This window comes from Streptomyces sp. ISL-99 (genome assembly GCF_018614005.1).
In the GTDB taxonomy this organism is placed as follows: Bacteria; Actinomycetota; Actinomycetes; order Streptomycetales; family Streptomycetaceae; genus Streptomyces; species Streptomyces flavidovirens.
This window is the reverse complement of the sequence record NZ_JAGGPC010000076.1, coordinates 25,980-40,018: the sequence shown is the minus strand read 5'-3', so window position 1 is coordinate 40,018 and position 14,039 is coordinate 25,980. Positions and strand designations below refer to the sequence as shown.

15 protein-coding genes are annotated in these 14,039 nt (G+C 69.7%); 5 read left to right on the top strand and 10 right to left on the bottom strand.

What is annotated here, in order from left to right:
- Positions 1 to 180: 180 nt before the first annotated feature.
- Positions 181 to 489, bottom strand: coding sequence for a DUF397 domain-containing protein (locus J7E91_RS32820; protein ID WP_214910610.1), 309 nt, complete (start codon positions 487 to 489; stop codon positions 181 to 183).
- Positions 476 to 1,300, bottom strand: a complete 825-nt coding sequence (locus tag J7E91_RS32815) for a helix-turn-helix transcriptional regulator (RefSeq protein ID WP_214910608.1) — start codon at positions 1,298 to 1,300, stop codon at positions 476 to 478. Before J7E91_RS32815 ends, J7E91_RS32820 begins: the two co-directional genes overlap by 14 nt.
- 122 nt (positions 1,301 to 1,422) lie before the next feature.
- Here J7E91_RS32815 and J7E91_RS32810 point away from each other — a divergent pair, with 122 nt between their 5' ends.
- A complete protein-coding gene (locus tag J7E91_RS32810; protein WP_214910605.1) occupies positions 1,423 to 1,647 on the top strand; it encodes a hypothetical protein in 225 nt (74 codons plus the stop codon).
- Positions 1,648 to 1,864: 217 nt separating this feature from the next.
- On the opposite strand, the gene J7E91_RS32805 is transcribed toward J7E91_RS32810, so the two are convergent.
- The 4 genes from J7E91_RS32805 to J7E91_RS32790 form a co-directional block, all read right to left on the bottom strand.
- Positions 1,865 to 3,208, bottom strand: coding sequence for a hypothetical protein (locus J7E91_RS32805; RefSeq protein WP_214910603.1), 1,344 nt, complete (start codon positions 3,206 to 3,208; stop codon positions 1,865 to 1,867).
- 14 nt (positions 3,209 to 3,222) lie between these two features.
- Positions 3,223 to 4,269: a hypothetical protein gene (locus tag J7E91_RS32800; protein ID WP_214910601.1), complete on the bottom strand. Its 1,047-nt coding sequence runs from the start codon at positions 4,267 to 4,269 to the stop codon at positions 3,223 to 3,225.
- Positions 4,270 to 4,691: 422 nt separating this feature from the next.
- A complete protein-coding gene (locus tag J7E91_RS32795; protein WP_308377529.1) occupies positions 4,692 to 5,603 on the bottom strand; it encodes a hypothetical protein in 912 nt (303 codons plus the stop codon).
- An 8-nt stretch (positions 5,604 to 5,611) separates the two neighbouring features.
- A complete protein-coding gene (locus tag J7E91_RS32790; RefSeq protein WP_214910599.1) occupies positions 5,612 to 6,313 on the bottom strand; it encodes a peptidase in 702 nt (233 codons plus the stop codon).
- A 312-nt stretch (positions 6,314 to 6,625) separates the two neighbouring features.
- Here J7E91_RS32790 and J7E91_RS36520 point away from each other — a divergent pair, with 312 nt between their 5' ends.
- Positions 6,626 to 7,012, top strand: coding sequence for a hypothetical protein (locus J7E91_RS36520; protein ID WP_251016608.1), 387 nt, complete (start codon positions 6,626 to 6,628; stop codon positions 7,010 to 7,012).
- A 342-nt stretch (positions 7,013 to 7,354) separates the two neighbouring features.
- On the opposite strand, the gene J7E91_RS36515 is transcribed toward J7E91_RS36520, so the two are convergent.
- Positions 7,355 to 7,549, bottom strand: coding sequence for a hypothetical protein (locus tag J7E91_RS36515; RefSeq protein WP_251016607.1), 195 nt, complete (start codon positions 7,547 to 7,549; stop codon positions 7,355 to 7,357).
- A 196-nt stretch (positions 7,550 to 7,745) separates the two neighbouring features.
- Between J7E91_RS36515 and J7E91_RS32780 the strand changes: the two genes are divergently transcribed.
- The gene (locus J7E91_RS32780; protein ID WP_214910596.1) at positions 7,746 to 8,987 is read left to right on the top strand and encodes an IS701 family transposase; all 1,242 of its coding nucleotides are present in this window, start codon (positions 7,746 to 7,748) and stop codon (positions 8,985 to 8,987) included.
- Positions 8,988 to 9,426: 439 nt separating this feature from the next.
- On the opposite strand, the gene J7E91_RS32775 is transcribed toward J7E91_RS32780, so the two are convergent.
- The gene (locus J7E91_RS32775; RefSeq protein WP_214910594.1) at positions 9,427 to 9,918 is read right to left on the bottom strand and encodes an ATP-binding protein; all 492 of its coding nucleotides are present in this window, start codon (positions 9,916 to 9,918) and stop codon (positions 9,427 to 9,429) included.
- A 196-nt stretch (positions 9,919 to 10,114) separates the two neighbouring features.
- The gene (locus J7E91_RS32770; protein ID WP_214910592.1) at positions 10,115 to 10,483 is read right to left on the bottom strand and encodes an STAS domain-containing protein; all 369 of its coding nucleotides are present in this window, start codon (positions 10,481 to 10,483) and stop codon (positions 10,115 to 10,117) included.
- A gap of 239 nt (positions 10,484 to 10,722) precedes the next feature.
- Between J7E91_RS32770 and J7E91_RS32765 the strand changes: the two genes are divergently transcribed.
- Together J7E91_RS32765 and J7E91_RS32760 are read left to right on the top strand one after the other, a co-directional pair.
- On the top strand, positions 10,723 to 11,661 hold the full coding sequence (locus tag J7E91_RS32765; protein ID WP_214910590.1) for an RNA polymerase sigma factor SigF: 939 nt from the start codon (positions 10,723 to 10,725) through the stop codon (positions 11,659 to 11,661).
- A gap of 324 nt (positions 11,662 to 11,985) precedes the next feature.
- Complete coding sequence (locus tag J7E91_RS32760; protein ID WP_308377528.1) at positions 11,986 to 13,557, top strand: transposase; 1,572 nt, start codon at positions 11,986 to 11,988, stop codon at positions 13,555 to 13,557.
- A 70-nt stretch (positions 13,558 to 13,627) separates the two neighbouring features.
- Here J7E91_RS32760 and J7E91_RS32755 read toward each other — a convergent pair whose 3' ends face one another.
- A complete protein-coding gene (locus J7E91_RS32755) occupies positions 13,628 to 14,014 on the bottom strand; it encodes a hypothetical protein (protein WP_214910586.1) in 387 nt (128 codons plus the stop codon).
- Positions 14,015 to 14,039: the final 25 nt, after the last annotated feature.

The window sequence follows — 14,039 nt, the reverse complement described above, 5'->3', positions numbered from 1 at the left end:
CGGGGGTCGTTTTGCTGGACCGCACGCCACACGGCAAACGCGGTGCGTGGCGACACGATCATCTCCGCTGGTACGGCGGTCAGTTCGCGCGCGACAAGGGAGGGTGGGTGGGTTGAATCCACCCACCCATTCCTAGCAAAAGACGCTCGGACATCGGCCCCCGAAGCTCAAGCGGCGCTCTCAGTGCGAGGGGAGGTCGCCCGTACGGACTGCGGTCACGAACGTCGCCCAGGCCGGGGCGGCGAAGGCGACTGCGGGGCCGTGCGGGTTCTTGCTGTCGCGGACGGGGATGTGGGCGGGGCAGGCGGCGTCGTTGACTTCGAGGCAGTCGCCGCTGTTTCCGCCGCTGTAGGTGGACTTGCGCCAGGCGGCGTAGGCGGCGGGGTCGCTGGTTTCCAGGCAGTCTCCGCTGCTTCCGCCGCTGTATGAGGACTTACGCCAAACGGACAGCGCCGAGGCGTCGGGGATGATGTGCTCACTGCGCTTCATGCTCGTAATCCTCTGCGACAGACCTGATCAGAGCCAGGGAGTTGCGGTGCGACAGCGCGTCGCCCATGGCGTGATCGTAGGCCTCCTGGCACTCGCGTACCACGGACGGCAACTCCCAGACCCTGCCGGTCTTCAGGCCCTCCACGTACGCGATGGGCGGGAGGTCTTCGAACCACATGAGCGAGACGAAGCCTTCCAGCATGGCGTGGTAGCCCACCGCGAACGGCAACACGTGCACACGGATGCGGCGGCTCTCCCCCAACGCCACGATGTGCCGGAGCTGTTCGCACATCACCGCCGGGCCGCCGACTGGGCGCCGCAGCACCGCCTCGTCGAGCATCGTCCACACCACCGGAGAGTGGAAGTTGTCGAGTATGCGGCCTCGTTCGAGTCGGGTGACGAGGAGCTTGTCACGTTCCTCTTCGCTCTTGGGCGGATGACCTGAGCTGAGCACTTCGCGTGCGTACGCCTCGGTCTGGAGGATGCCGGGTACCAGTTTCGGCGCGTACTCCCTGATCACAGTCGCCTGCCCCTCGAACTCCAAGGCCTCCTTGAAGTGTTCGGCCACCTTGCGGCCGTCCAGCGTCGGCAGGAAGCGCTCGAAAAGCCCGCCCGTAGCCAGGACGTCGTCCAGGCGACGCGCGTCCTGGAGGTCCGGGCGGCGGCGGCCCGCCTCGATGTGGGCGATGTGGGTGCGGGACATGATCGCCCGCGCGCTCAGTTCTTCCTGGGTGAACCCGGCCGCTTCACGGCGGTTGCGCAGTTCCTCGCCGTAACGGACCCGGGATTCGGGATTGTCCTCAATGGCCATCAGCAACTCCCGCAGGTGCGATGGGCGTTGTCACGCCTCAACCACTGGCGAGCCTACTCGCGGCGACCTCACGCTGTGTGTAATTCGACACACAGCGTGAGAACGAGAGGCGGCACGTCGCTATGCCAATGCCGTACGAGGAGGGCTGCTACGTCGCCCACACCGGGACCGACGTCTACGGCCCCGGCAAAGTGATCGGCGTCGAGGGCGAGTCACGGCGGGTGAGGTTCGTGTACTTCGTCGCTACGATCCGCGCCGACGACCTGCGCGCCGCCTCCGCCTCCGAGACGGAACAGGTGAAGCAATGGCTGAGGCAGAAGCAGGCGAGGTACGGCGGCAAGTGGTAACAGGCCCGTCGATCACGCTGCGGGTGTCGCGCGACGGTGGGCGGACCTGGGGGCGGCGTACGACGTACTCGCTCGCGCGGGACGTGGCTCCTCCGATCGAGCCGATGGTGCGGTTTGCGCCCTGCGCCTGCCCAGGTTGCCGTACGGATACCGCCTAGCAAGCGGGTATCCGGGACCTGTGAGCCGGTCCCGGACACCCGCGTACGTACGCCATCGGTCAGCGCAGGCCGCGAAGCCGGCGCCACGGGGTGAACGTGAAGACCGCGCCGCCCAGCAGGATCACCGTGCCGGCGACCAGGCCGAGTGCGCGCAGGCCGCCGTTGTCGGCTGCGCCGGTGTCGGCGAGGCCGCCGCCGGAGTCGGTGCCGCCTGCGCCGGACGCGGTGCCGCCGCCGGCAGCGCCTCCTGCCGAACCGCCTGCCGAACCACCTGCGGAGCCGCCGCCCGACGCGCCGCCCGGCTGGGCCGAGGTGTCGAGTTCCAGGGAGACCTCCGCCTTGCCCTTGACCGTGCAGGGGATGGTGATCTTCTGGCCGCCCAGGGTTACGTCGATCGTGAGCGTGCCGGGGCTGAGTGTGGACTTGCCGCTCGCCCCTGGCTTGTACGTGCCTGTCATGTCCGGCAGGTCCACCGGTTTGCCCTGTTCGAGCGGGTCCTTGTTGGGCGGTCCCGTTACGGGGACGACGCCCTTGTCGACGCCGCCCCGCAGGACCTCCATGGACGGCTTCAGCGCACCTGCCGGGAGTGCGGCCGGGCTGTCCATGACGCCCTTGGCGGTCTTGACGATCAGGTCGTAACTGCCGCCGTTCTTCTTGGCGTTGATCGTCACCTTGGAGTTGATACTCGCCGGGCCCGGCGACTTGCACTCGAAGGCGACGGTGACCTCCTTGCCCGGGAAGTCGCTCTGCCCGCCGTCGCCGCCACCGCCGGACGTGCTGGTGCCGCCGGACGACGCAGTGCTGCCGCCGGACGACGCAGTGCCGCCAGTGGACGTCGTACCGCCTGACGTCGTGCCGCCCGTAGTACCGCCGCCGCCCTCCGTCACCTTGACGGTCGCGGCGGCCTTGACCGTCTCCTTCGGCGTGCACTTGGTGTCCGTGGACATCGGCTTGCTGACGTTGATGTTGTACGCGTCGGGCGTCAGCGTGATCTCGCCGGCCTTCTCCAGCTTCAGCTTGCCCTTCATGTCCGGCAGCACCATCGGGCTGTTCTTGGGGATCGGCGGATTCTGCCGCGGCCCTTCCATCTTCAGGTCGGCGGTCGCCGCGCCGCCCACCTTGACCGTGCCGGTCGGCTTGACGGTGTCCTTCTCCAGATCGATGACGTCGGGGTTCTTGGAAGCGGCCTCGACCGTCTTCCACACCACCTCGATCTCGTCGCCCACCTTGGCCTCCGCGGGTGCGGTGATCTGCACCTTCGTGGTGCCCTGTACGGGCGGCAGGCCGGAGATGGCCGGGGGTATGCACTCGGTCTTGTACGAGACTTCGGCTGCTTGCGCGGGACTCGCCGCGAGCAGGATTCCCGCGCCGCCGAGCATCAGCGCGACGCCAGCCGCGCTCATCCTCCGTTGCGTGGTCACGAATTTCCCTTCGCCGTCGGACTGTTCTGAGGCTGCGTCGGTGCGGAGATCGGGGTGCGCGGACCCGGCGCGTTGTCCGGGGTGAACCACGGCAGGGCCGTGGTGCCGGTGGGAGGTGGCGCGGGCGCCGCCTCTTTTCGTGGCGTACGGACCTTGGCCGGAAGGCGGGCGGCCGGGCGGTGGCGGCCAGGTGTGCGCGGCCGGACCTTGTCGACGACCGCCATGCCGATACGGAACACCGCCGCCGGGACGACCACGCACAGCAGGACCCGGAAGAGCGTGACGCCCCACGGCCGGCCCACGCCCCACGGCTGCTCGGCCAGTACCTTCTGCCCGTACTTCAGCGAGACGAGGTAGTCGCCGTGCGCGCCGGCCGGCAGCTGTACGTCGAGGGCGACCCGGGCCTTCTTGCCGGGCGGGATCGTTCCCCGCCACTGGCGTTCCTCCCACTGCGGGGCGAAGACGCCGTGCGAGGTGCCGATCTGGAAGACGGGGTCCTTCACCGGGTCGGAGCCGAGATTGCCGACGGTGACGACGAGCCTGCGGGACTGCGGGGCGCCGAACCACGTCAGTACGGAGCCGGAACCGTCGAGCCGGGCCGCCGCGAGCACGGCGAGCATTCCGTCCCGGCCGGGTTGCGGGAGCGGGGCGACGGGGTGGCCCGCGACCTTGAACTCGGCGTCCGCTGCGGCGGGTTCGTTGCCGGTGACCGTCGCGACGTGCACGACGCACGGGCACGGCCTGGGCGGCTCGGCCACCGGCATCTCCTTGCGGAAGGCGCCGTCGGCGTCGGTGGTCACGGCGCGGCCGTCGGAGTTGGCGCAGGAGTTGGTGCCGCCGATCACGCCTCTGCCGGGTGCGGACTGACCGCAGATCAGCATCATGAGGAGCGTCTTGGGCCGCCACCCCTTCCCGCTGACGGTGATGTCACCGCCCTTGCCGGCCTCCCGCTTGGAGAGCGTGACCTCGGGCGGCCGGTCGGCGTCCGCGCCGGCGGGGGCGGTGGGGAGGAGGACGAGCGCCGTCAGGCAGACGAGCAACACCGCTACCGCCCTCGGGGCGCGGGCCGGGGGTCTTCCCCCACGCCGCCCCTTCCCACAACTGGGGGCGGGCCCCCAGCCCCCCTGCGCCCGCTGTGCGGGCGGGCGGAAGCCGTGGGGGCTCCGCCCCCACACCCCCGCGCGCGGCTGCTTCGCGCCGCGTGAAGAGCCGGAAGAGCCGAAGGCACCGCCGGGCCACTTCGCGCCGCATGGGCTCGCGGCGGCAGTGGGCCGGGGCCCGGGTCCGGTGCGGTCAGCGGGGTCAGTGGGCCGGGGCCCGGGTCCGGCGCGGTCAGCGGCGGCAGCAGGCCAGGGCCCGGAACCGGCGCAGTCAGCAGGGGCAGCAGGCCACGGCTCGGAACCGGGACGGTCAGCGGCGGCAGCAGGCCAGGGGCGGGGACCGGCGCGGTCAGGGGTGGCGGGGGTCACGTCGTTGCTCCTGCCTTTGCCAGAGGTCTTTCGGGCCGCGTTGATTCCGGGTCCGGCGTCAGTGGTCTCGCGTTGCGGCGTACGCGCCGTACCGCTGCTCCTCCCGCGACCAGCACCACCAGCAGCGCCGTGCCCGTCACCGTGCCCCAGGGCACGAACGACGCGGACGCCGTCGCCTCGCCCCGTGCGCCGCCCGCCGCCGTCGCGGTCAGGCGGACGTCCACCGCTTCGAGTGCGGGGGCGTCGGGCCAGGGTTCGGTGCGTTCCACCCGTGCGCCGGGGGCAAGCCGCTCCGGGAGCGTGCGGGGCGCGCGGCGCAGTATCTCGCCGCCGAGGAGGCCTTCGGCGCGTACAGCGAGGCGCGGGGTGAGGGTGGTGTTGCCCCGGTTGACCAGTGCGTACTCGATGACGGCGCCGTCGCCCCGCTCCCGTACCGTCACGCCCTCGACGGTCAGCGCCGCCAGCGTCGGACCGCTGACGCGCAGATGGACGCGTACGTCCTTCTCCCGGCCACCGCCCGAGGCGACGATCGCGCCGGGGTGGTCGCCGGGCGCCGCACCGGCCGGGACGGTCACCGTGAAGGGGACCTCCGCGCGGGTGCGCGGCGGGATCTTCACCTCGGCCGCGGCGAGCGCGATCCATCCCCCGCCGTCCGCGCCCGTGCCGCGCAGCCGGACCGTGCGGGGCTCGTCGCCCGCGTTGGTCAGCGACAGCTTGTCCTCGAAGACGGTGCCGGCCACGCCCTCCAGGTAGAAGTACGGTCGGCCCTCCCCGCCACCGCTACCGCTCGGGGCCGCCGTCCAGGCCGGCCCCCCGTCCGCCACGGCGGCGGACGGCGGCACCACGGCCGCGGCGGCGCACAGCAGCACCACGGCTACGGCGTGACGGACACGGCGCGGCGACAGCACGGGCCGCTTCAGCCCGTGGGCCGCTGGCCGCGCCGGGTCAGCCACAGCGCCCCGGCCGCCCCGGTCAGCAGGACCGTGCCGCCGAGCGTGCCGAGCGCCAGGGCGGAGTCCAGCGGGCCGGTCTTCGGCAGCTCGCCCGAGCCGCCGCCGCCGGACCCGGACTCCGACGTACCGCCCGAGGAGCCGCCCGAGCCGCCGCCGCCCGCGCCCTTGACGTCGAGTTCGAGCGACGGCTTGGGGTTGTTGGACGGGGTGCAGGTGGTGGTCGTACCGAGCGCCTTGATGGTCAGGACGGACGCCGTGAAGGTGACCTTGCCGCTCTTGCCGGGCGTGTACGTACCCGTCAAGTCGGTGATTTTGATGGCAGTGTTGGCGGGGATGGCCGCCGGATTCGGCGGGCCGGACACCGGCACGGTGCCGCTCTCCGCGCCGCCCAGCTTGATGACCGCGCTCGGCTTCATCGCTCCCTTGCCCAGCTCCACGGGACTGGAGGAGACGCCCTTCTGGAAGGACATGGTGAGCTTGTACGCGCTGCCGCTCTTGACGGCCTTGATGTCGATCGGGGAGACGGCTCCCTTGTTCCCGATCGGCGTCTTGCACTGGTAGTTGACGTCCACGACGTCGGCATGGGCCGCAGGGGCGGCCAGCAGCACCACCGAGCCCACAACCGCCGCCGCCAGCACGAGAGTTGTCCGCTTCTGGTACGACACCTCGAGTCCCCTTACGCGGAAGGCAAGTTACTGACGACACATCAGATTGGGCGTCAAGGTACGCCTGAGGTCTTGCCGAGGGAAGACAACGTGCACGCCGGATCGGCATGCACCCAGAACGACTACGAACCGCCGGTAACCCCGGACCGGCCAGTGGGTTACCGCTACTTGACTCAGGGTTCCCCCCGCGTTCCGGGCGCCATCACTGGAGGTGGTGCACCGGGTGCGGACCGGGCAGGGCTGACACTGGCCCTTGGTGAACCGTGCCACGATCAACGGTGCCGCGGTGGGTGAGGAGGTCGGGTAGAGGCCGTGCCAGCCCTTGCTGACCTGGCCCTGCGGGCAGGTGACCTGTCGGCGGTCGAAGTCGATGCGGAAGTCGTCCCGGTCGAAGCCCTCGTTCTGGCGGTGTTGGCGGGTGGGGTTGCCCGGCAGCGTTCCGGTGACCGCGACCTGGTGCTCTCGGGCAGCCTGCTCCAGGTGGGCCAGGGAGGTGCAGCCGCCGTCGACCAGGTGCTCGGCGGCAGCAGTCCGCGTCGCCTGAGGCGGGTGTGGATGCCGGGCAGTGCCCGGGCATCGTTCGTGGTGGCCGGGAAGGTGGCCACATCCGTGGTCACACTCGCGCTGTCGGCGGTGCAGGTCTCGGTGAGATGGGCGACGAACCTCTTCCAGCAGCTGGTCGGCCCCCGGCGCACGTAGCGGGCCGTGAGGTCGTAGGGGGAGACGGTCGCGCGGGACGAGGGTGGCAGCCCGCCGTCGCCATCGGTGCGCCAGCGCAAGCGGCCCGCCGCGTGCCGGTAGTACTTCTGCACCATGATCTGCCGCAGGGCCTCGACCTGGGGACCGAACGCGCGGCCGGCCCCCGTGTTGCTGGAGATGTTCCAGCAGCCGGACGGCGTCCTCGCCGGTAATGTTGATCCTGGTCTTGGGCCGGGTGGGGTTCTTGCCCAGGCGGACCGGACGGCCGTAGCGGCGTCCCCAGCCCTCGTCGACCAGGCCGGCGCGCGGCCCGCACCGCCTCGGTAATCAACTCCAGCCGGGTCAGGTCGCGTACCGCGGCCAGGACATGGGTCGAATCGGTGCGCTGCGTGGTGCTGCACCCACCAGTCCGGCGTCCTTGAGCCGGGACAGTGCGAGGTCGAGGAGGCGGTCGGCGCGATCGCCCTGGACCAGGCGCTCACGGAAGTCGGCCGGCACACTGTGATGGAAGCCGGGATCGTCCAGCTCAAGGACCACTGCGCACTTGAAGGATGACCTCGGTCAGCCCGTCTACCACGTGCGGACCAAGGAACTGGAGGGTTACCTCGGCCCCGACACGTTTACCCCGATCGAGAAATTGGAGCGTGGCCGCGGATGAGCGATCCCTTGTACTACAGCCGGAGATCTTGTGACGGACTCCCGGTGGCGTCGTTGACCGGGCATGATGCTGGACGTGACGGCTGGGCAGATAGCCGAGTGGGACGCCGAACTGTCCGTGTTGACCGGTTCGTTGGGGTACTTGTTCAACCGGCCGGAGCCGCGGGTGGTTTTCGCGCAGTTCATCGAGGGGCTGCTGGCGGAGCTGCCGGCGAAGAACGGCTGGACGCTCGCCGAGCGGGCCGGGCATGTGACCGCGGATCGGATGCAGTGGCTGCTCAACGGCTCGGTGTGGGATGCGGACCGGCTGCGCGACGCGGTCCGCGACTACGTGGTGGATCACCTGGGCGATGCGGAAGCGTCGCTGGTCATCGACGATACGCAGGCCCAGAAGAAGGGCAGCAAGTCGGTCGGCGTGGCCTTCCAGCACTGCGGACTGACCGGTGATGTCCGCAATTGCCAGGTCATGATGATGCTCAGCTACGCTACCGCCGCCGGGCACGCCTTCATCGACCGGCGCCTGTATCTGCCCGAGGACTGGACCACCGACCGGGACCGCTGCCGAGAGGCCGGTATTCCGGAGGAGGTCGCCTTCGCCACCAAGCCCGAGCTGGCCATCGCCATGCTCGAGCAGGCCCGGTCCGCGCAGGTGCCGTTCGCCTGGATCCTGGCGGACGCCGGCTACGGACGGGACCCGCAACTGCGCGCCTGGTGTCACCGGCAGAGCGCGCCGTACGTCTTCGGCGTCCCGGTCGACCTGCCGCTTGACGGCCCGCCGGGCAAGCCGCGTCAGCCGGCCGTCAAGCGAGCCGATGACCTGCTGCACTACGCAAAGAGCCGTGACCAGTGGGAACGCCGCTCCTGCGGGGACGGCGCCAAGGGGATGCGGCTCTACGACTGGACCGCCTTCGCCGTGCACATCAAGGGCGAGGACCCTGCCGACACCTTCACCCACTGGCTGGTGCTGCGGCGTTCACTACACCCCAACCGGCGCGGCACGGACGGCGAACTGCACCGCGAGGTCGCCTACTTCCTCGTCCACGCCCCGGCCGGCATCACGCTCTCGCAGATCATCGCGCGGGCCGGTGGACGCTGGCAGATCGAGGAGGACAACGAGATCAACAAACAGCTCGTCGGCCTCGCCCAGTACCAGGTCCGCAAGTGGACGCCCTGGCACCGGCACGTCACTGCCTGCATGCTGGCCAGCGCCTTCCTGGCCATCCAACGCGCCCGGATACCCGAACCCGATCCAGCGCCGGAAGAGGGGAACGACCTGGGAAAAGACCACAGCCCCGGAGCGAGCGAGGCCGCTGGCTGATCCCCGGGCCGCTACTGCGGCCCTCCGTCCACACCATCCGGCACTGCCTGGCCGCCACCCGCCTCAACCCGCACCACCCCGTCGAAACCATCCTGACCTGCGAGTTATGGCGCCGCCTGCACCAGACCCGCGCCCAGGTCAGCCACTACCGACGCCGCGGCGACCCACTTCCGCACCGCCTACAGCCCTGGACGCACCACCGACCGATCCCGCCGATCACCGACCCTCAAGATCTCCGGCTGTAGTACCAGGACCCTGGCCTCAGCTCCCATCAGCAGCCGCCGCTGCCGCTCGTCCAAGTGCGGGAACAACACCTCGAACTTCACCGCGAGTTGACCACGAACCTCATCGGATATGCGCATACCACAACAACGATCCGAAACACGGGAAGCAACACGTTGATTCTCTGCGAGCCCTAAGACGACAACCACGACTACGACTACGCGGGAGCGGCCAGCTCCGCCCAGACCGTCTTGCCGGTGGACTCCTGGGCCCGCTCGACCCCCCAGTCCAGGCACAGGCGCTGCACGATGAACATGCCGTGCCCGCCGGGCCGCCCGGCCCGGTGCGGTGTACGCGGGGCGGGCTGGCCCGTACCCCGGTCGACGACTTCGAGGCGCAGCACCTTGCCGTCGCAGGCGACGCGCAGCTCTTCGGGCCCCTCGGCGTGCAGGCAGGCGTTGGTGACCAGCTCGGAGACGACCAGCAGGACGTCCTCGGCGGCGGCCCGCCGGTCGGCCGACGAAGCGGGGAGCCAGCCCCAGTCGTACAGCGCCTGGCGGGTGAAGTCGCGAGCGAGCGGCACGATGCCGCTGGCACTGCTCAGCGCCAGAGAACGCGCCTGGCCGACGGCGGACACGGCGGAGGCCGAGCCGTGACTCGCCGACTCCGGGCCGGAGTCGCCCGACCGAGGCTGCCGGGTGGTGCTCATCAGCGCTTCACCTCACCGATTCGCCAATTCATCAAATCCATCGCTGCAAGGACTGCGGGAGCATTCTGAGCCCCCTGGGGCCGACAGGGTCAGAGACCTCCTGCCCGACCGAACGGTGAGAACACCCACTTTTCGGTACGGACGAGTGACGCGGCCGACGAAAGCGGTCAGCAGGAGGCGCCACTGCGACCGGAACTCACTCTTCCATCGCGTCTGCGAGCGACTCATGGACGGTGAAGACGGCCTCGGCCCCGGTGATCTCGAAGACCCTGGCCACCACCGGCTGCATCCCGGCCAAATGAACCCCTCCCCCGGCCGCCTCGGCCTTGAGGCGCGCACCGAGCAGCACATTGAGCCCGGTGGAATCGCAGAATTCAAGCGCAGAACAGTCGATGACCAACCGCGCACGCCCTGCTTCGAGTGCATTGTCCAGAGGTTCACGGAGCAGCTCGGCGGTGTGGTGATCGAGCTCACCCGCCGGCGTGACAATCTCGCTCTGGCCCTCGGTCCGAACTGCGACCCGGAGCCGACCCCGGTTCGCGCTGCCGACCGTACCGCGCTCCATGTCCGTCTCGTCCCTCTTCGCAGTCGTGACTGTCATTGACGAGCCAGAACACTACGCCTTCTGCACGCCGATCGGTACCCGAAGAACCCTTCAATACCTACCAATTCGGACATAAGGGACTTGCAAGTGCCGGTCGCGAGCGGGTAGGGCTAGTAGGGACACAACCAACACGACCGGCTATGGAGGCGCCGCACATCGCACGCAGACGTATCGGCATCGGCAGCCATATGCCGAGAACGATGGAGGAGACCATGTCACCCCGGCTCGACGAAGCGCGTACGCGCCCTGTGCAGCAGACCGCGCCGTCGGCAACCCCGCCCGCCCCGCCCGCCCCGCCCGCCCTCCCCGAGCAGATCGAGACCGGACCGGAGGGGCTCGAAGGCCTCCCCGAGATCCCGCCGTACGACGAGGTGGGGCCGCTGGACGCCAGGGCCCTGTCGAAGACGCTCTTCGGGCGCCTCGAAACCCTCGAAGAGGGAACGCACGAGTACGCGTACGTTCGCAACACGCTCGTCGAACTGAACCTGGCCCTGGTCAAGTTCGCCGCTTCCCGGTTCCGCTCCCGCAGCGAACCGATGGAGGACATCATCCAGGTCGGCACCATCGGCCTGATCAAGGCGATCGACCGCTTCGAGCTCAGCAGAGGCGTCGAGTTCCCCACCTTCGCCATGCCGACGATCGTCGGCGAGATCAAGCGCTTCTTCCGTGACACGTCCTGGTCGGTCCGCGTCCCGCGGCGCCTCCAGGAACTGCGCCTGGACCTCGCGAAGGCCGGTGACGAGCTCGCCCAGCAGCTCGACCGCGCCCCGACGGTGGGCGAGCTCGCGAAGCGCCTCGACCTCACCAACGAAGAGGTCGTCGAGGGCGTGGCCGCGAGCAACGCGTACACCGCGAGCTCACTGGACGCCCAGCCCGAGGAGGACGACTCCGAGGGCGCGCTGGCCGACCGCATCGGTTACGAGGACCACGGCCTCGAAGGCATCGAGTACGTCGAATCCCTCAAGCCGCTGATCGCCGAACTCCCCTCGCGCGACCGGCAGATCCTCTCGCTGCGTTTCGTCGCCAACATGACGCAGTCGGAGATCGGCGACGAGCTCGGCATCTCGCAGATGCACGTGTCGCGGCTGCTGTCGCGCACGCTGAACAAGCTGCGCAAGGGCCTGACGCTGGAGGAGTGACACCTCGGCGTTACCGTGAGCATGTGAGCATGTGAGCATGTGAGCATGTGAGCATGTGAGCATGTGAGTGAAGGTAGGCAACGGCTTCCCGTTTTCTGCGTATTACTGCACTCCTGCGTGTAGGCGTGCGTCCGTTCGGTTGCGGACCGTGGCGGTTGGGTGTTCGGAGTGGGAACGGGTGACCTTTCCCGGCGTGGTTCGTTGACCAGCCCGGCATGAGCGGCTGCGGAGACGTGAGCGGGGGTGGTTGCGGTGGATCGGTCGGCTTCCGGTCAGCGGGTGGCGGCTGCGCCGTTCGTCGTTCCGGGGCCTACTGGTGTCGCCGTGCGTGACTGGTTAAAGCAGCTCACCGCCGAGGATGCGGAGGTGCTGCGGTTGGTGGGCGCGCACATGGGGGTGCTGGCCTCCCGGGACCTCAAGATGCGCTGCGCGGAGGGTCTGGATCATTCCGCGGAGTCTTGGGCGGGGCGCAAGCGAGCGCTGACGTCCCTGTCGTCGTCGCGGTGGGCGGGTGCGGTGACGAAGGCGTCGCATGATCAGTGGGCGTTGGCCCGGCGCTGTCAGGCTGCTCACATCCGGGGTCTTGAGGCGGGAATCGGGATGCTTCGGCACCGCCTGTCGTTGCCGGTCGGTGGTCGCGGCTCGAAGAAGGCGCCGGGTGGTTACCGTTCGCGGCGGGAGTGGCATGCAAAGTCCCGGCGGCTGGCCGCCCTGGAGGCCCGGCACACGGCGGCTGTCGCCGACTGGCGTGCGGGCCGGGTGCGGGTGGTGCGGAGCGGCAAGGGCCTGCTGAACACCCGCCACCATCTCGCCGAAGCCCAGCTCACCGAGTCGCAGTGGCGGCAGCGGTGGGAGGCGGAGCGCTGGTTCCTGTCGGCGGACGGGGAGTCCGGGAAGCGGTACGGCAACGAGACCATCCGCGTCAGCCCCGACGGCCAGGTATCAATCAAGCTCCCGGCGCCACTGGCCGGGCTGGCAAACGCCCCGCACGGCCGGTACGTCCTCACCGCGAAGGTGCGATTCGCGCACCGGGGCACCGAGTGGGCCGATCGCATCGAAGCGAACCGGGCGGTCGCCTACCGCATCCACCACGACGCCCGGCGCGGGCGCTGGTACCTGACCGCCTCCTGGACTTGCCCGGTCACCCGGAGCGTCCCCATCGAAGCAGCGTTGGCGCATGGTGTGATCGGCGTCGATGCGAACGCCGACCATCTCGCCGCCTGGCGCCTCGACACCCACGGCAATCCCATCGGCAACCCGCGCCACTTCCTCTACGACCTGTCCGGCAACGCCGACCACCGTGACGCCCAGATCCGCCACACCCTGTCCCGGCTGCTGAACTGGGCGAAATCCTGTCAGGTGGCCGCGATCGCGGTCGAAGACCTGGACTTCCAGGCAGAGAAGACCCGCGAGAAGCACGGCCGCAGGAAACGCTTCCGGCAGCTGATCTCCGGCATGCCCACCGGAAAGCTCCGAGCCCGACTCACCTCCATGGCCGACGCCACCGGAATCGCGATTATCGCCGTCGACCCGGCCTACACCAGCAAGTGGGGCGCGCAGCATTGGCAGAAGCCCCTCACCAGCACCACTCGTAAAACGACCCGCCACGACGCTGCCGCCGTGGCGATCGGAAGGCGCGCCCAAGGACACCCGATCCGGCGACGGACGGCACCGCCCCACGACGACCAGAGCGATCGTCGTGGGCATCGGACCGTCCAGGCCGACCGGCGTGCTCCTGGGCGTGAGGAAACCCGCCCCCGCATTCCCGGACCACGGACACGATCCGTGCCGCCCGGACGCGGAGCGAACGCGGGAGACCAGTGTGCCCAAAACCGTTCGGGGCACGCGACTGAGCATGGGTTCTGGCAACAGGACTCATTCCCGCTCAGTCCCTAGGAACGGTCTGCCCCAGGCGCTATCCGCCGGCGCCCACCGTCGTGCGCACGCCCCCTTCGGTTTCGCCGCGTCAGCCTACGCGGCGGTACCTCTGGATATCCGCCCGTGCCCGGTCGATCGCCTTCAGGACATCTGCCGCCGACGGTGCCAGCACCGGGACGCCAGAGCCGCCGACCGAGGCGACGACCCATCCTGATCTGTAGGACTCCAGACGTCCCCCCACCCGTGTGAGCGAGGGCTGCACGCTCTCCGGTGCGTCATCTTCTGCCTGGCCCAGCCGCGCAACAAGCCGCGCAAGCTCTTCCAGATCGCCCGGGCCAGCAAGCGCAACCAGGACGGCAATGTCGCCCAGGAGACTCAGCGCCTCCTTCGTGTCGCTCTTGCGCTCCGCCCGCCGATGGAGCCGGTGGGCGGCAAGCCCCAGGAGGCCCATCACCACCACGCCGGTGATCGCCACCCAAAGCTCTCCGCCACTCACCGCT